Here is a 15718-nt window from a genome sequence, read left to right as displayed (position 1 = left end):
TCTGTCCTCCCATCACACGCCTGCGGCAGCTTCTTCATGTACTGATTCAATCGCCTCAAACAGCCGTTTTCTCAGCTCATCTTCAGGCAGACGGCTGAATTCCTCCATAAAACGGATGAGCACGGCCCAATCCCCGTCGATCGCTTTCCCGATATGGATTTTCGGAAAAATCTGTTCCGTATGTACTTCATTATGATTCAGCAGTTCTTCATACATCTTTTCTCCCGGGCGGATGCCGGAGAATTCAATGGGAATCTGTTCTGTCGTATAGCCTGATAAATGAATCAGGTTTTTTGCCAAGTCGACGATTTTGACAGGCTCTCCCATATCCAGAACGAAAATCTGCCGCCCTTTTGCAAGCGCCCCCGCCTGAATGACGAGTCTTGACGCTTCGGGAATCGTCATAAAATATCTTGTCATCGCCGGATGCGTGACGGTGACGGGTCCGCCTTTTTCAATCTGCTTTTTGAAAATCGGAATGACGCTGCCGCGGCTTCCGAGCACATTTCCGAAACGGACGGCGGCGAATTTGGTGCGGCTGACCTTTCCGAGGTTCATGATGACCATTTCCGCAAACCGCTTCGTCGCGCCCATGACATTGGCCGGATTGACCGCTTTGTCAGAAGAAATCAGCACGAATGTTTCCGTTCCGCACATATCGGCGGCTTCGGCGACATTTTTCGTGCCGATAATATTGTTTTTGACGGCTTCTTCCGGATTATGTTCCATTAACGGCACATGTTTATGAGCGGCCGCATGATAGACGACGTGCGGCTCATATTTCTTCATCAACGTAAAGATTTTATCTCTGTCCTGAATATCGGCAATCTCCGCGTGAAAAAGCACCTCTTTGCCGAAGCGTGCGGACAGTTCGTTATGCACCGAATAAATGCTGTTCTCCCCGTGGCCGAGAAGGACGATTTCATGCGGAAGAAACGCGCTGATCTGGCGGCAGATTTCAGAACCGATAGAGCCGCCGGCGCCCGTGACCAGAATCGTTTTCCCCTTTATGCTGTCAGAAATTTTGCTCGTATCAAGGGTGACCGGTTTTCTGCCGAGGAGATCTTCGGCTTTTACATCCCTGATGTGTCCGGCAGCCTGCGTTCCGAGCAGGATCTCATCAAATTGCGGCATGATTTTAATATGGGCGCCCGTCTGCACACATTCTTTGTACAGCGTCTGGAGCTCATGGGGGCAAAGAGACGGAATGGCGATGATGATATGGTGAATTCTCAGCCTCTGCACCGCCGGCATAATGCTTTCTTTTCCGCCGATGACGGGCAGGCCCATAATTTTCAGCTTATGCTTCGTCTGATCATCATCAATAAAAGCCACCGGCATGATGCCGAGATCATTTTTCTGCGTAAGCTGACGGGCGAGCAGTGTTCCCCCTGCGCCCGCGCCAATGATCAGCGCCCGGGAAGAGTCATTTTGCTTCCTGCCGATCGTTTCTTTCAGCACGCGCGAAATCATCCGGCTTCCTCCGATAAACAATAGCTGAATCATCCAGCTGACGGCTAAAAGCCGGAACAAAATCGTGTGGAACACCCCGTATTGGACGGCGGCTGTTACGGCTGCGGACAGAGTGATCCCCTTCAGCAGATCAAGCAGCTCGCCTATTCCCGTATACGTCCATACCTGCTTATACTGATGAAACATAAAAGCGCATACATGGTGGCTGATCAGCATGCTCACGGCGGTCAGCAATAACGCTCCGGAGTCATAAAAGTGATAAGAATCCTCAAAAAATTGATATCCTATAACAACGGAAAGTAAAACGAGATACGTATCCAATGCAAAAATCATTGAAAGTCTTCTCCGGTAAGTCAATCTTTCCCCTCCTCATTTATCGGTTTAGCTGATACGGTTTTCGTAAAAAAACTGGCATAACAGCTAAGCCGATAACAATGCATCATCTTAAGATAAATTGGGCATTTAACCCGTCCTCACACCCCGCCACCGACGACCAGCATCTAAGGCAGCAGAAACCGCTGCCCACAGCAGAGCCGAGTGCCTCCGTTGATAAAGGTAAGGAGACATCACCTGCACCGCTCAATACGAGTAGTGCTCTGTTTTTTTGATCTTCTTTTTATTCAGCAGCGCGCCCAGAAGCTTCGCCTTTGACTGCTGGAGTGCGTCTTTCGCCTTTTGGACGGTATCCATTTTCGTTTTTCCGCTCAAAACGACGAGAACGCTTCCATCCGTCTGGTTCGCTAAAATCTGTCCGTCAGCCACCGCCAAAAGCGGAGGTGAGTCGAAAATAACAAGACTGTACCGGCTGTACATCTCCTGAATCAGCTCTCCCATCGCCTTTGATGACAAAAGCTCTGCCGGATTCGGCGGCGTCGGCCCGCTCGTTAGAACATAGAGGTTGTCAATCAGCGTTTTTTGCACAGTTTCATCAAGGGAAGCGTTTCCGACTAACACATTCGTAAGGCCTTGTACATTTTCAAGCTGATAAGTCTCGTGTATCGTCGGTTTTCGTAAATCCGCATCGACGAGCAGCACCTTTTTCTCCTGCTGCGCAAATACCGCGGCAAGATTGGCGGCGCTGAATGATTTTCCTTCTCCCGGAACGGAAGAAGTGACGAGAATGGAGCGCAGATGGGTCTGGACAGAGGAAAACTCAATATTTGTCCGAATGGTGCGGTATTGTTCAGCCACCAATGATTTGTGATGTAAAACAGATATTTGAGCCAATCCCCGTCTTGACTTCTTTTTTCTGAATCCCAAACGCCTCACTCCCCGAAATGTTTTTCATCAGACCGTGTCTGCTGATTTTTGATATCATACACAACCCCTAAAACGGGCAAGTCAGTTTTTTCGCTGAGCTGCCGCTCGCTCTTAACGGTTTCATCAAGAAAGTGGAGAAAAAACGCAAGCGTCACACCGGCCATAAGAGCCGCACCGAATGCCATCATGATATTCCGGATGCGCGAAGGCTTGACCATCGGGCTTTCCGATGCTTTCGCCTCAGACAAAACGACGACGCCTTTTATATTCATCCTGTCGCGGACTTCTTTTTTAAATGTCTTCATCAGCGTGTTCGCTATAGCGGCGGCCTTTTTCGGATTCTCATCCTGCACCGCTGCGGTGATGATTTCTGAATCGGTTTCGCTGCTTGTCGTGATCTTCGCTTTTAAAGCGGATGCCGTCTCAGAAAGATGCAGCGTCTGTTTCACTTTCTCAAGCACAACCGGGCTTTTCATTATCGTTTGAAACGTGGTGCTGTAATGAAGATTCAGCTGAACGTCGCTGAGATTTGAATTTTTTTCACCGCTTGTTTCATGAATGAGCACTTGTGTCGACGCCTGATAAACGGGCGAAATCACCCGGAATTGGATGTATCCTGTTATCAGCGTCACCGCTGCTGTCATGATAAAAATCAGTAAAAATCTGTGCTTAATAATGTCAAATAATTCTTTAAAACTCATATTCTCATTCATGTAATATACAGCCTCATCCTTATTGCATCAGGCTTAAACGCCCCCTTCTGTTAATGATTGGATTATAAAAGAAAAGCTCGAAATTTGAAAATTTTAAATTAAGCCATTTGGTTCTTTTTAAAGAACATTATCGTGATTTTCCTCTTATTTACTGCACTTACCTTTCAATTTTAAATTTTATAAAGAACGGAAAATTTCTTATAATGAACGAAAAAATGTCAGTATGCAGGGGAGAATTCAGCACAATGATTGGAAGAATAATACGTTTATACCGCAGAAGAAAAGGCTACTCTATTAATCAGCTAGCAGTCGAAGCGGGAGTCTCTAAATCTTATTTAAGCAAGATAGAACGGGGGGTTCACTCAAATCCGTCCATCCAATTTCTTAAAAAAGTGTCCGCCACCCTTCAAGTCGATCTGACGGAGCTTTTTGATGCCGAAACGATGCTGCATCATATGGGAGGCACGGAAGATGAGTGGCGCATTCATCTCGTGCAGGCCGTGCAGTCAGGCATGCCGAAAGAAGAACTGTTCACCTTTACGAACAAACTGACTGAAAAACGGCCGGAGCCCGCACCCTACCGCAACAGAAAACTGACTGAATCTAACATTGAGGAATGGAAAGCGCTGATGCAGGAAGCAAAAGAACTCGGCTTGTCCGTTCAGGAAGTCAGGTCATTTTTAGAACGAAAGCGTTACTGATCATATGCAGGTGAAAGGGATTTCATTCGCTTCATATCTTCATCTCTGTATATAATGAAAAGAAAAAAGGGGATGAAATCATGACTGTACTTACCGTTCAAACCCGCTGCGGCGCATTAAAAGGAACTGCCGGCCGCGGTGTCCGCACATGGAAGGGCATCCCTTACGCCAAGCCGCCCGTCGAAGAGCTGAGATTTAAAGCGCCGGAGCCGCCCGCACCTTGGGACGGCGTAAAACATGCCGACGCGTTCGGACCGGTTTGTCCGCAGCCGGCTGATTTGCTGTCCATGTCGTTTTCCGGAGATGTTCCGCCTCAATCTGAAGATTGCCTTTACCTGAATGTGTTCGCCCCAGAATCAGAGGGTGTGAAACGGCCTGTCATGGTATGGATTCACGGCGGCGCATTTTTTTTAGGCGCCGGAAGCGAACCGATTTACGACGGGTCTGCTCTTGCCGCTGAAGGAGATGTCATTGTGGTGACACTTAATTACAGGCTCGGGCCGTTCGGTTTTTTACATTTGTCATCTATTCATGACGCATATCCCGGCAATATCGGCCTGCTCGATCAGATCGCCGCGCTGCGCTGGGTGAAGGACAATATTTCCGCTTTTGGAGGGGACCCTGATAACGTCACGGTATTTGGTGAATCGGCAGGCGGCATGAGCATCGCCTCTCTTATGGCAATGCCTGGCGCAAAAGGCCTGTTTCATAAAGCCATTTTAGAAAGCGGGGCCTCTCAGACGATGACTGCTGATATGGCAAAAGACATTGCCGAGACTTTTATCAGCGAGGCCGGTATTCAGACAGATGACATGAGCAAACTGCATACCCTCCCGACAGATGACATTCTCACAGCTGCCGGAAAAGTGAACAGTATAAAGGGACAGAATATTTTTCATCTTTTTTATCAGCCGGCCATAGATCCGGCCACATTGCCGGAGGAACCTGAAAAAGCGATTCACGGCGGTGCGGCAGAAGGCATACCGATACTTATCGGCACCAATCGGGATGAAGGATATTTATTTTTCACCCCTGATTCACCTGTTCATTCCGAGCGGGAGCACGCCGATTATTTGCGCCATCACCTTGGAGAAGAGGGCTATTTGCAAGCGGCATCCTTATATCCTCATTCCTTAACGGGACAAATTGATATGATGACGGATCTGATATTCTGGCGGCCGGCTGTCGCTTTCGCACAAGGACAGTCGCGATTCGCACCGGTCTGGATGTACCGCTTTGACTGGCATGGCGAAACACCGCCGTTTCATAAAGCGGTTCACGCTCTGGAATTGCCGTTTGTGTTCGGAAACTTTGATTCTTTGAAAAAGACGCTGCAGAAACCGCTCGGTGAAGATGCAAAAGAGCTCTCCAGGCTGATGCAATCCGCATGGCTGGCCTTTGCGAAAAAAGGAAACCCGGACACCGCTCAGCTCCATTGGCCTCAGTATGAAACAGGCTCGCGTGAGACGCTCATTTTCAACACAGCCGTCTCGACGGAAAGTGATCCCGATTCTGCCAAACGCCGCATCCTGTTTCAAGCATAAAAAAACCCCAAGGGATCAGGTTCCCTTGGGGTTTCGTTTTCATCCCAGTTCAGACCTCAGTCATTCGACTTCGCAGAATACCATTTTCCATATTAACCCTTATATGTTATATTCTTTTATAACTGGTCATCTAACCATTCATAAAGGAGTTTTTATATGGAGAAATCAAGTATTATCGGCACAGCTGCCGTTATCATCGGGGCGCTGATGATCTTAGTTTCAGTTGTCTTCCTGCGCGACACTGATTTCTATGCCGTGAGATGGATAGGGGCTGTCATCATGGCTGCAGGATTTTCATACGGGCCGGCCCACACAATTTCAAAACATAAAAACAAACATGAAAAAGAAACCCGGTAGCCTTACTGGGTTTCTTTCATCTATTTTATTTATCTCACTTCATAATGCAATTCCGCAAATTGTTTATAGCGCCGGACATCCGTCAGCTTCAGCCCGGTCTCCCGGTCTCCGGGTTTGAATAACGGAATTCCCCGGCCGAGCAGAACAGGGGCGATCTGAATGATAAACTCATCGACATTCCTTGACCGCTCATGAATATCCCCCCTTTTTACAAGTTCATACAACCAATTCTACCGTTTTTTCGTTTCTTTCTGCTTTTGAGATACTGTTAAGATACCGTCTATCCATCTTCCGGTAATCGGCATAAAGAAATGAAGGATGAGCCCTCCTAAACAAACGGTAAATAACGTCCCGATGCCGACCGGACCTTTTAAGATCAATGCCAATATGAAAAACAGGAAGTAAATGACCGTTCTTGAAAAAAAGATGCTTCTTCCTGTTAATTCGCGGATAATCAACGTTAACCGGTCAACCGGGATCGGTGCGAAATTTGTGTGCAGATAAGCCGCCGTTCCAATCCCGATCACAACCAAACCGATGGCAAAACAACCCGCTTTTTCGTACCATGGTTCAGGCACTATAAAACGATGCAGGAAAAATAGCCACATATCAATCCCGATTCCCGTTATAAACGCCGTAATCATCCCTGAAAATTCCGGTCTTTGTCTTTTTAACATTGAATTGCAGCATATTACCAGGAAAGCTATGATGATTTCCCAGCTTCCCACAGTCAGCCCGGCATGTACAGACAGCCCCACGATTAGCGCATCGAAAGGCGACGTTCCAAGATCAGATTGAATCGTGACAGAAATACCAAAAGTTAATATGATGATTCCCAAAACATAAAAAACATATTTCATTTTACCGGCCTCATTTTTGTGTTTTATGTTGCAATTACAATAAAATCACGTTATGTTTAATATACGGTATTTTTATTGCAATTACAATATTTCATAAATAAGAAAGGAGCTGTATGAACATGAGCATCAAATTAAAAAAATGCAGCCTCGACGATATAACAGCACTCCGTGAGATAAGCATTGAAACATTCAATGATACATTTACAGATCAAAATTCACTTGAAAATATGAAGGCTTATTTGGAAAATGCATTCCGCTCCGAACAGCTGAAAACGGAATTAGCCAATCGGTCTTCACAATTCTATTTTGTCTATTATGATGATGACCTTGCGGGATATGTAAAAATCAACATGGATGAAGCTCAATCAGAAAAAATGGGTGATGATTCTCTGGAAATTGAGAGAATTTATATAAGAAAAAACCACCAGAAACACGGACTTGGCAAATATCTGCTGAATGAAGCTGTGAAAATCGCTGCCGAGCACAACAAAAAGAAAATCTGGCTTGGCGTATGGGAAAAAAACGAAAACGCAATCGCCTTTTATAAAAAAATGGGGTTTGTCCAAACGGGAGAACACTCTTTTTATATGGGGGATGACGAACAAGTCGACTTTATCATGACGAAGACCCTGTCGTAAAAACCGCAGGATTTCCTGATTTCATATACAAAAAACCCGGCAGCTGAGCCGGGTTTTTTCTATTATTTTAATTTTCCTGCGCGAATATCATCTGTCATTCCTTCGTACGGCGCTTCTGAAATCAATGATTCGTTATTGATTCCCGCATTGTTGAGATACGTAATATCCGCAAACTCGGGAACGACATATTTAGGATACGTCTCATATTTCTCACGTGACTCTTTCATCACATCAATGTAATCATTTTGGTAGCATACCGTGATTTCGGGATGCTCATGCACCCATTTCGGGAAGAAAATAATCCCGTGCATCCGTTTTTCATTCGGCATAAAGTTTAATGAAACGTCTGTGCCTGTCGGTTCAGTCCATGACACTTTATATACGCCTTCTGTCAGCTTTACGATATTCACTTCTTGGTCGCGCACCCAGCGTCCGCCTACCATACCACTATGAATCCGATAGTCGATCGTATGATCATTTTTAATATAAATTTCATACTCCCAGCCGTTTTCATACGTGTAAATCATATGGCTTCCGATAAAGTTTTCCATGTCGACTCACTCTCCATATCATTATTGAACTTCATAAATATCCAACCGAATGTCATCCGGCAAATTGATCGCAGCCCCGATAAACAGCCGGTCCTGCAGAAACTGATATGCCTCACTGCTTGTTTCAAACATAGGCACAGTGCGAAAATAAACATGCTCGGGATCAATGATGCGGTTCACTGAATCATTGATGACTTTTTTAAAGAAGGTTCATTCAAGAACGTATCACCTCCCGAGATATTATGTTTATTCAAACATGTAACTATTTACACGTTTAATTGTAACGCTGTTAAAATGGACTGTCAAATAATGAGCTGTCTCTGATAAAGTTTACCCGAAAAAAGAGGTGTTCAACAAAAAAGACAAGGGCGGCACATGCCGAACCCTTGTCTTTTTTGTTTAGTGTATGCTCATACCAGACGAGCGTCTTTATTAATAATCGCAATCTTTATCTCTGCATTCTTTCTTTCTCACAGCATCTATAGTGTGTCCCATAATCTTGTCATTTGCCTTATCATAAATACCGTCAAATTTATTTGATGTATCATCGTTGTAATAACCAAATACCTCTATCCCGCCCATTGGATCTGTTTCATATTTATCTTTAAATGTAACGTTATGTATTCCTTCATAATTCGCTTTGATAAATTTCTCCATTCGTTCTTGAGCAATCTTTACCTCTTCTGCCTGTTCATTTTTATCATTAATATTCTTCATTATAAAACCCCCAACTGCTATAATAATAATTATAAGGATAAAAATGTATTTTTTCATAGAATCACCCTTTCAATAATTCATTTTACATTATATGTGAGGAGTTTTGTATGGCCAAGAACATAAAAGTACCTGAAGTATCGGATGAAACTTATTATTTACTTAGTCGGTACGCATATAATTATAATAAACTGAAAGAAAGTCTAAAAAACAATCAACCTATTATAGCTGATAGAAATATCCCTTGGTATGTTGAGAAAATAAAAACTGACGAAGATACTGGATTGGACGCAGTTGTACTATCAAAAGGAGAAAAAACACACAACGGCAAATGGGTGAAATCAAAAAACCCCGAAAACGTGGTCGTCGCCTTTGCCGGAACCGATATCGGAAAAGACCCGATCAATGACGGCGCAAAAGCGGACGGCGGGAATATTGTTTTCGGAAATGATCCGCAAAAAGAAGTGTATTATATTGTAAAAAAAGACGCGGAGGATACCTCGAAAACACTCGGAAAATACAATGGAACGCCCTCTCAAGACGCCATGCTCACAACCGGAAAGTATAAGCTGATAACGAAAACATCACAAATCGATCAAGCCGATCAGCTGGTACGGAGCGTAAAGAAAAAGTATGCCGGAACGTCAACGATTATTTCAACAACCGGCCATTCACTCGGCGGCGCTGAGGCCGAATACAGCGCGGTGAATAATGATATTTATGCCGTTGCGTTTAACAGTCCTTCCGTCGTGAAACTGCACGATGAAGAAACACAGAAAGACATCAACAGCGGCATATACGATCCTTACATCCGGTCAATTATCAATCCGGACGACATGGTCGGGGCGGGTTATTGGAACGAATATGACCGCCACAACGGGACAACGATTTATACGAAAAACCCCTCACTCTCACAGTTCAGCCGAAAGCAGCGGCTTGATGGGAACTTAAACGAGCAGATCAGCAAGAATCTCGCTTATTTCTTTACTACCGTCATTCTGAGAAATCCGGATACACACGGCTTAAACGAAGCGAATTTCATATTTGACCGAAACGGAAACATCACAAATCCGAACGGAGATGAGTTAGTCTTCGATAAAAACCTCGGCGCTCTTCTGCCGGCCGGTGCGATCGGAAGCGGAGACACGATAAAAGTAACGCCGAAAAATGCAAAGAAGCTGGCTGAAAAGGTGCAGGCCATGACTGAGGATTTGCGGACGATGAAAAAAGAAGCGCAGAACGCCTATCAGGAGCACGATGAAAAAATTGCCGAGCTGAAAACCGAATTTTACGGCCAAGTCGGACACGGCTTGTTTGATCAGCTTCAAGCACAGGACGTGACCAATACAATTGAAGATATTGCGCAATCCTACGACAAAGGCCCGATTTTTTACGACACTCAGGCTGAGCAGGCGTTTATTGATTCTTTGCAGGCGGCGATCACAGACCTTGAAGAGATCGGCGGATTCTTACATAAAATAGCGGACAAATTTCAGGAAAAAGACCAGATGCTCGCAAACTGGTTAAGATGATAGAGGTGGATACATAATGCCGACATTAGACGAACTTTTAGAACACAAGGATGACCCGATGAAGAAAAGGCTGCAGCGGCAGATGCTGAAAACCGTCATGACGCAGGCAGCGGGAACAAAACTGGAAACAGTGCGCCAAACGCTGAAACCGACATTCGAAATGGACACATTGAAAGATGAATTATATGAAGTTTGAACAGCTTCGAAGGCAAGGCGCAAAAAGCTCTCGCACAGCGGATCAGTGAAAGTGCGCGGCTGATTGCCGGCACCGAAAATAACAGAGACACATTCATTAACAGTTTCAAAACAAGGTAAAATAAAAAGCCTCGCAGATTTATTATTTGCGAGGTTTTTCCTATCGTCTTAACTGAAACGCTCGGAGAATGTATCATATACCTCTATGAACGTTGATATATAAGGTTTTTTGATAATCCTTTTGCAAAAGAACATGTTGAATCTAAAATGTGATCCGCCAGTCGGAATGAGTATCCGGCGGGAAGTGTGAGCGGGAGAATAAAAGAAGCTTATCATGAACATTAACAAAACACGGGGTTTATTGTATAAGATCGCTCGTATTCTTGGCGATGTTTAAGCTGCTAGAAACGGCACGCTTGGAAAAAGGATAAACTCCCACGCTGCAGGAAAAGCCACCGGGACACTAAACGAGCAGGATTTTTTTCGGATAGGCTATATCCTCTTTTAAACACAATCCTTATTTGGTAAAATAATGGGTATTGTAAGAAAGGAGTGATTGAAGCGTGTTATTGTTCATAGGAAAGTTCATATTGCTCTTTTTGTTCTGTACATTAGTGTATTATTTATTTAAAGTGGTTTATTACAATGTTGGTAAGAAGGTCGCTCTCAATGCCTCAGAAGGAACAAAAGCCAATTGGGTTGCGAACGTCTTAATTAAAAACGGTACTAAGCTTACTGACGGAGATTACTTTATGGTTGCTGTCGTTACGGCATTATGGCTTATGCTGAGATAATATAAAAGCCCCCCTTGCAGGAGGCTTTTTCTTATTCAGTTGGATAACCGTTTGCCTTACAGAAACTTTTAATATATTTGTTTTTCTTGGCAAATTTTCTGCATGCTTTATTCATTCCGGCATTATAGACTTCTTTCAAAAACTGTTGAGCTAATCCAGCAAGCCCGATTGCTGTCAAAAGGGCAAGCAACTCTTGCAAAGCAATATAAACTACCCAAGGGATAGCTGGTACAAATGTCGCTGAGGCATCCCCGTTGATTTCAACTTTTTCACCTTTGTTTTCCTCTAACCATTTTACTTGTTTGCTCGGAATACTTTCATAAAACATCGACATATTAAATAATTCTTCGCTTGAATAGCCAATTTGTTTAGCTTTTTCAACATCTATGGTGTATGTAAAATCATCGTTGAGTTTTAATGCACTTTGAACAAATTTCTCTGCTTTTTCGTAATCAGCCTCAGTAACTTGTTTTAATGCTTCGCTGATCTTCTCTTCCGAAGTTAAATTCTTCATGATTGATTTTGCTTCTACGGTGTTGGCAGGAGTGCTTAACAGGACAGTGACCAAAAGAGCGACCGACGACAAAATGATAATCGCACTACTCTTCAACTTCCTCATTCCTTTAATCATTCCTTTCTGCCAATTTTATTACATGTTAAATGTTATCATATTTACCAATTAAATTGAAACCCCGTTTTACATTTTAAAGTTCTATTAATATATTAGTTAAGCCTCTCTAAAATAAGAAGGAGCTTTTTTCTATTAATCAACGACGCTTTCATTTTAAGACATTGGTAACAATCATTATCATACAATCTTTTCAACGATCGGCTTTATAGTTGGATTGATATTTTTAGTTTTTCACCAAACAAGATAAAATCCATTTATGATGTATCAAAACGATTAGGACTTGCTAGTATTGATACGACTCAAAGCCATGTGCAAAGATTGCGTAAAACAAAATGAAATAATAACGTTTTTTAACGCTTTATCGGGTTCCCAATAAGTCCATCGAAACAAAGAAAAACCCTTGCGCAGCAAGGGTTTTCGACTTCTTTAGGCTTTATTAATTTAAAGCTATCTAATGCTTATGACGCGCTCGGAGGGATTCGAACCCCCGACAGACGTGGTACCGGAAACCACCGCTCTATCCAACTGAGCTACGAGCGCACGTTTTTTCAATCAGATACCTTTATATTATAATAAAGACACGCGCAGAAAGCAACACTTTTTCAATAATAGTAAACTTTACGGCGCTTATGCTGCAGTGATGTATGTATAGTAACAGGATTATGCAGCGTCCCCATGCAGCATAATCCCGCCCCGCATAACGGCTTGGTTTTCAAAAGGTTCACACGCCTGATGCGATCAGTCATTTCAGCTGCTCAGTACTTTTCCAGCCACTTCAGAAAAAGCACGTTTCAGCTTTTTTTCCAAATGTCTTTTAACGTCCAATAGGTGAATTCCTCAACCTTTACAGCGCCTTTCTCAGAAAACAGCTCAAGCCCCAATCTGCCCTCTTTCGGATAGATACGGCTTGTCATTGTTGCTTCTCCATGATTGGCGAATACTTCAATCGAAGATCTGTCAATAAATATCCGCAGCGCCAGCTTGCCGCTTGCATCCAGCCGCACTCTTCTCACACCGTCTTTCGCTTTTCCCATTTTGGTGCAATTAAGTGTCAATTTTTTATCCGTTAGATTGTACTTAAGCACAAGTTCTTCTTCACCAAGGCCGCGAATCTTAAAACCTGCCGATTCGGCATCGCAATCGTTGATATCAAACACGACTCGGGCTTCAAGCAGATCTTCGGACGTCTTTGCCAAGTAACTCCCTGATATCTGCCGGCCGGCACATTCCCGGTATTCCTTTGTTCGCAGCTGTTTGGTTTCTTCCGCGGGATTCATCAAAAGTTTATGATCATCACGCAATGTCAGTTCTCGCGGCAGCGTCAATGCACCACACCATCCGTCCGCTTTTGTCGGCATCTCAGATTCCCACATATCCATCCAGCCGATAGCAATTCTGCGTCCCTTATCATCCAGTAATGTTTGCACGGCGTAAAAGTCATGGCCGTAATCCAGCTCTGTAAAAGCGCCATGTGTAAATGTATTTGTTTCATCATTATAGTCACCGATTAAATAACCGGTTTGATGTAAATTGTTATATGAATCGCCGTTCGCTTCAATACCCTGTGGCGAAATCAGCAGGACATGTTTGCCGCCTAATTCAAAGAAATCCGGACATTCCCACATATAGCCGAGATGACCGTCGCTTTGGGCGAGAACACCTGCGTATTCCCAATCACGCAAATCAGATGAACGGTATAAAACGACCCGTCCGACGTTTTCTTTTGTGGAGTTGCCGATGACCATATACCAATCATCGCGATGCTTCCATACTTTCGGATCGCGGAAATGACGGGCGCTGTCTTCCGGCGGTGCCGCAATAACCGGGTTTTCCTGAAGCTTTTCAAACACAACCCCATCTTGGCTGACCGCAATATTTTGAGTTTGATAGAAAAGGTCTTTCTCTTGATCAATCATATTATGACCTGTATAGATTAAAGTAAGGCGTCCGTTATCATCGGCCGCGCTTCCCGAAAAACAGCCGCTTTGATCAAATGCATCACCCGGAGCCAAGGCAACCGGCAGGTGCTCCCAATGAATGAGATCTTTACTCTTTACATGTCCCCAATGCATCGGCCCCCAATGCTCATCATACGGATGATGCTGAAAAAAGACGTGGTATTCTCCTTTAAACTGAATAAGCCCGTTCGGATCATTGATCCAATTCGCCCGGGGCATAATATGGTACCCCAATCGATATCTTTGTTTCACTTTGCCCTCGGCTTCCTTCAAAGCTTCTTCCGCCTGCTGAATTCTATCCATTTGTAACATCCTCTCTATCCGATTTTTTGCAGATGCTGGACACGCCTGCTGTTTTGTTTCGGGCCCAATAAAGTAAATATGGAGATGACGGTAAAAACAAAGACGACCATTCCCATGATGAGATAGGTTTGCCGGAACCCCGCACTGTCATATAATCCTCCCGCCAGCGGCGACAGAATCGACGCGCCTGCCTGAGATGCAAATTGAAAACCGACGAGATAAAGGACGGACGACAGACGCGTATCGAAATTGGCCGCCAAATATTTAAAAACGGCGATCAGCATAATCGGCAGTTCCAGTGCATGGATGAGTTTCATTGATGAAATCCCTACAGGCTCAACTGCAATTCCGGACCCGACGATGCGGAAAGCCATTAAAAACCCCGCTAAAATCAAACTCTTTTTCGCTCCGAACTTATTGACGATAAAAGGCGCAAGAAACATCATGCCGGCTTCCAAAAATACCTGGACTGAATTAAGATAGCCGAATACTTGGTTGCCTATCGCCACTGAAGGAAACAAAGACGCATAATAGATCGGGAACTGCTGATCATATACGCCGTAAATGCAGGTCACGCCGATAATGTACATCATAAAAAACCAAAAATCCTTTAATAAAAAGAGCCGCCCCACATCTTTTAACCGGACCGAATCCGCTCTGTTTTTCTCGTGGTCGGTCATTTCGATTTTTACAGACATGATAATGGCCGTTAAAATGACGGCGGAAACAGACGCGATCCAGAAGTTGATATTGGGGTTGATATTGAAAAGCTGCCCTGCAAAAAATGCAGCCGCCGCCCAGCCCAGTGAGCCCCACATTCTTGATTTTCCATACTCGAAATGATATTTTCGGCTGACCTTTTCAATGTACGTTTCAATCGCGCCTATCCCCGCCAAAAAGCCGGCTCCCAAATACAGGCCTCCGACAATGGCGCCAAGAAAGACATTGTACTGTAAAAGCGGTCCATAGATGAAAATATAAAACGGACCTGTAAATAAGAGAAGAAAGCTGATCATAAATAAGATCTTTTTCTTCAGCCCCAATCTGTCAGAAATAAAACCGTAAAGAGGCTGCATGCACAAGGCAAATACGGCGTTTACAGAAAAAATAATGCCTGTCGCTGACCCGTTTAAATTCATTTCCTGCCCCAGCCAAATCGCAAATAAAGAATAGCTGGAAGACCAAGTAAAAAAGAAAAAGAAAAAATAAGCACTCAGTTTCCAATACAGACTTTTTGCGTTTTTCATTTTCACCGCTCCTTTAATAGGACCTTTTCATCCACATTCCCGAACCGCTGAGCCACGCCATTCTCTCTATATATAAAGTAAGCGCTTTCTTTTTTAGCGCTGTCCAGTACTTCACTTTTTCTGCATCACGCGAACAGCCGCCGTCACTTCCATTCACCCTCTTTGTAAAGCGCTTTCATAAAGAATTTTATGTCAACCGGTTTCATATGTCAATCGGTTGACATACAATTTTCTGATTATTCAAATC

15 protein-coding genes, 1 tRNA gene and 3 pseudogenes are annotated in these 15718 nt (G+C 44.0%); 7 read left to right on the top strand and 12 right to left on the bottom strand.

The window, feature by feature from the left end; genetic code table 11:
• Positions 1 to 12: 12 nt before the first annotated feature.
• The 3 genes from ACQE26_RS07305 to ACQE26_RS07295 form a co-directional block, all read right to left on the bottom strand.
• Positions 13 to 1830, bottom strand: coding sequence for a polysaccharide biosynthesis protein (locus ACQE26_RS07305; protein WP_326351454.1), 1818 nt, complete (start codon positions 1828 to 1830; stop codon positions 13 to 15).
• 222 nt (positions 1831 to 2052) lie between these two features.
• Positions 2053 to 2733 (bottom strand): protein tyrosine kinase EpsB, encoded by a 681-nt coding sequence (epsB, locus tag ACQE26_RS07300; RefSeq protein ID WP_060964209.1) that lies wholly within the window; start codon positions 2731 to 2733, stop codon positions 2053 to 2055.
• A gap of 5 nt (positions 2734 to 2738) precedes the next feature.
• The gene (locus ACQE26_RS07295; RefSeq protein WP_060964208.1) at positions 2739 to 3446 is read right to left on the bottom strand and encodes a YveK family protein; all 708 of its coding nucleotides are present in this window, start codon (positions 3444 to 3446) and stop codon (positions 2739 to 2741) included.
• A gap of 245 nt (positions 3447 to 3691) precedes the next feature.
• Here ACQE26_RS07295 and slrR point away from each other — a divergent pair, with 245 nt between their 5' ends.
• The 3 genes from slrR (at position 3692) to ACQE26_RS07280 (ending at position 6048) form a co-directional block, all read left to right on the top strand.
• A complete protein-coding gene (slrR, locus tag ACQE26_RS07290; protein ID WP_003151541.1) occupies positions 3692 to 4147 on the top strand; it encodes an HTH-type transcriptional regulator SlrR in 456 nt (151 codons plus the stop codon).
• A gap of 80 nt (positions 4148 to 4227) precedes the next feature.
• Positions 4228 to 5691, top strand: coding sequence for a carboxylesterase/lipase family protein (locus tag ACQE26_RS07285; protein WP_500471127.1), 1464 nt, complete (start codon positions 4228 to 4230; stop codon positions 5689 to 5691).
• Positions 5692 to 5847: 156 nt separating this feature from the next.
• Positions 5848 to 6048 (top strand): hypothetical protein, encoded by a 201-nt coding sequence (locus ACQE26_RS07280; RefSeq protein WP_049627452.1) that lies wholly within the window; start codon positions 5848 to 5850, stop codon positions 6046 to 6048.
• Positions 6049 to 6077: 29 nt separating this feature from the next.
• On the opposite strand, the pseudogene ACQE26_RS07275 reads toward ACQE26_RS07280, so the two are convergent.
• A pseudogene (locus ACQE26_RS07275) lies at positions 6078 to 6224 on the bottom strand (dihydrofolate reductase); the annotation flags it as partial.
• A 54-nt stretch (positions 6225 to 6278) separates the two neighbouring features.
• A complete protein-coding gene (locus ACQE26_RS07270) occupies positions 6279 to 6908 on the bottom strand; it encodes a YczE/YyaS/YitT family protein (RefSeq protein ID WP_500471125.1) in 630 nt (209 codons plus the stop codon).
• Positions 6909 to 7027: 119 nt separating this feature from the next.
• Here ACQE26_RS07270 and paiA point away from each other — a divergent pair, with 119 nt between their 5' ends.
• Positions 7028 to 7546 carry a spermidine/spermine N(1)-acetyltransferase gene (paiA, locus tag ACQE26_RS07265; RefSeq protein ID WP_500471124.1) on the top strand — a complete coding sequence of 173 codons (519 nt, stop codon included), beginning with the start codon at positions 7028 to 7030 and terminating at the stop codon, positions 7544 to 7546.
• Between the two features lie 62 nt (positions 7547 to 7608).
• On the opposite strand, the gene padC is transcribed toward paiA, so the two are convergent.
• The 3 genes and pseudogenes from padC to ACQE26_RS07250 form a co-directional block, all read right to left on the bottom strand.
• Positions 7609 to 8097 (bottom strand): phenolic acid decarboxylase, encoded by a 489-nt coding sequence (padC, locus tag ACQE26_RS07260; RefSeq protein ID WP_045925902.1) that lies wholly within the window; start codon positions 8095 to 8097, stop codon positions 7609 to 7611.
• A 21-nt stretch (positions 8098 to 8118) separates the two neighbouring features.
• A pseudogene (locus ACQE26_RS07255) lies at positions 8119 to 8280 on the bottom strand (DUF3237 family protein); the annotation flags it as partial.
• A 249-nt stretch (positions 8281 to 8529) separates the two neighbouring features.
• Positions 8530 to 8814: a DUF1433 domain-containing protein gene (locus tag ACQE26_RS07250; RefSeq protein ID WP_014305885.1), complete on the bottom strand. Its 285-nt coding sequence runs from the start codon at positions 8812 to 8814 to the stop codon at positions 8530 to 8532.
• Positions 8815 to 8921: 107 nt separating this feature from the next.
• Here ACQE26_RS07250 and ACQE26_RS07245 point away from each other — a divergent pair, with 107 nt between their 5' ends.
• The 3 genes and pseudogenes from ACQE26_RS07245 to ACQE26_RS07235 all read left to right on the top strand — a co-directional run bounded on the left by ACQE26_RS07245 (position 8922) and on the right by ACQE26_RS07235 (position 11332).
• Positions 8922 to 10343: a lipase gene (locus ACQE26_RS07245; RefSeq protein WP_500471123.1), complete on the top strand. Its 1422-nt coding sequence runs from the start codon at positions 8922 to 8924 to the stop codon at positions 10341 to 10343.
• 16 nt (positions 10344 to 10359) lie between these two features.
• Positions 10360 to 10658 (top strand): annotated as a pseudogene (locus ACQE26_RS07240) (hypothetical protein).
• Positions 10659 to 11101: 443 nt separating this feature from the next.
• Positions 11102 to 11332, top strand: coding sequence for a hypothetical protein (locus tag ACQE26_RS07235; protein WP_500471122.1), 231 nt, complete (start codon positions 11102 to 11104; stop codon positions 11330 to 11332).
• Between the two features lie 31 nt (positions 11333 to 11363).
• On the opposite strand, the gene ACQE26_RS07230 is transcribed toward ACQE26_RS07235, so the two are convergent.
• From ACQE26_RS07230 to ACQE26_RS07215, 4 genes are all read right to left on the bottom strand, one after another.
• Complete coding sequence (locus ACQE26_RS07230; protein WP_500471121.1) at positions 11364 to 11963, bottom strand: hypothetical protein; 600 nt, start codon at positions 11961 to 11963, stop codon at positions 11364 to 11366.
• Between the two features lie 464 nt (positions 11964 to 12427).
• Positions 12428 to 12503, bottom strand: a tRNA-Arg gene (locus ACQE26_RS07225).
• Positions 12504 to 12754: 251 nt separating this feature from the next.
• A complete protein-coding gene (locus ACQE26_RS07220) occupies positions 12755 to 14224 on the bottom strand; it encodes a glycoside hydrolase family 32 protein (protein WP_500471120.1) in 1470 nt (489 codons plus the stop codon).
• Positions 14225 to 14238: 14 nt separating this feature from the next.
• Positions 14239 to 15471 carry an MFS transporter gene (locus ACQE26_RS07215; RefSeq protein ID WP_500471119.1) on the bottom strand — a complete coding sequence of 411 codons (1233 nt, stop codon included), beginning with the start codon at positions 15469 to 15471 and terminating at the stop codon, positions 14239 to 14241.
• Positions 15472 to 15718: the final 247 nt, after the last annotated feature.

Source organism: Bacillus sp. 5RYD7K, from assembly GCF_059831465.1.
The sequence above is the reverse complement of the archived record's forward strand: the minus strand, read 5'-3'. Positions and strand labels throughout refer to the sequence as shown.

Excerpts from the sequence above, each read along its gene's own strand:
- ACQE26_RS07295 (WP_060964208.1), bottom strand. The coding sequence starts at position 3,446 with ATGAATGAGAATATGAGTTTTAAAGAATTATTTGACATTATTAAGCAC.
- slrR (WP_003151541.1), top strand. The coding sequence starts at position 3,692 with ATGATTGGAAGAATAATACGTTTATACCGCAGAAGAAAAGGCTACTCT.
- ACQE26_RS07285 (WP_500471127.1), top strand. The coding sequence starts at position 4,228 with ATGACTGTACTTACCGTTCAAACCCGCTGCGGCGCATTAAAAGGAACT.
- ACQE26_RS07280 (WP_049627452.1), top strand. The coding sequence starts at position 5,848 with ATGGAGAAATCAAGTATTATCGGCACAGCTGCCGTTATCATCGGGGCG.
- ACQE26_RS07270 (WP_500471125.1), bottom strand. The coding sequence starts at position 6,908 with ATGAAATATGTTTTTTATGTTTTGGGAATCATCATATTAACTTTTGGT.
- paiA (WP_500471124.1), top strand. The coding sequence starts at position 7,028 with ATGAGCATCAAATTAAAAAAATGCAGCCTCGACGATATAACAGCACTC.
- padC (WP_045925902.1), bottom strand. The coding sequence starts at position 8,097 with ATGGAAAACTTTATCGGAAGCCATATGATTTACACGTATGAAAACGGC.
- ACQE26_RS07250 (WP_014305885.1), bottom strand. The coding sequence starts at position 8,814 with ATGAAGAATATTAATGATAAAAATGAACAGGCAGAAGAGGTAAAGATT.
- ACQE26_RS07245 (WP_500471123.1), top strand. The coding sequence starts at position 8,922 with ATGGCCAAGAACATAAAAGTACCTGAAGTATCGGATGAAACTTATTAT.
- ACQE26_RS07230 (WP_500471121.1), bottom strand. The coding sequence starts at position 11,963 with ATGATTAAAGGAATGAGGAAGTTGAAGAGTAGTGCGATTATCATTTTG.
- ACQE26_RS07220 (WP_500471120.1), bottom strand. The coding sequence starts at position 14,224 with ATGGATAGAATTCAGCAGGCGGAAGAAGCTTTGAAGGAAGCCGAGGGC.
- ACQE26_RS07215 (WP_500471119.1), bottom strand. The coding sequence starts at position 15,471 with ATGAAAAACGCAAAAAGTCTGTATTGGAAACTGAGTGCTTATTTTTTC.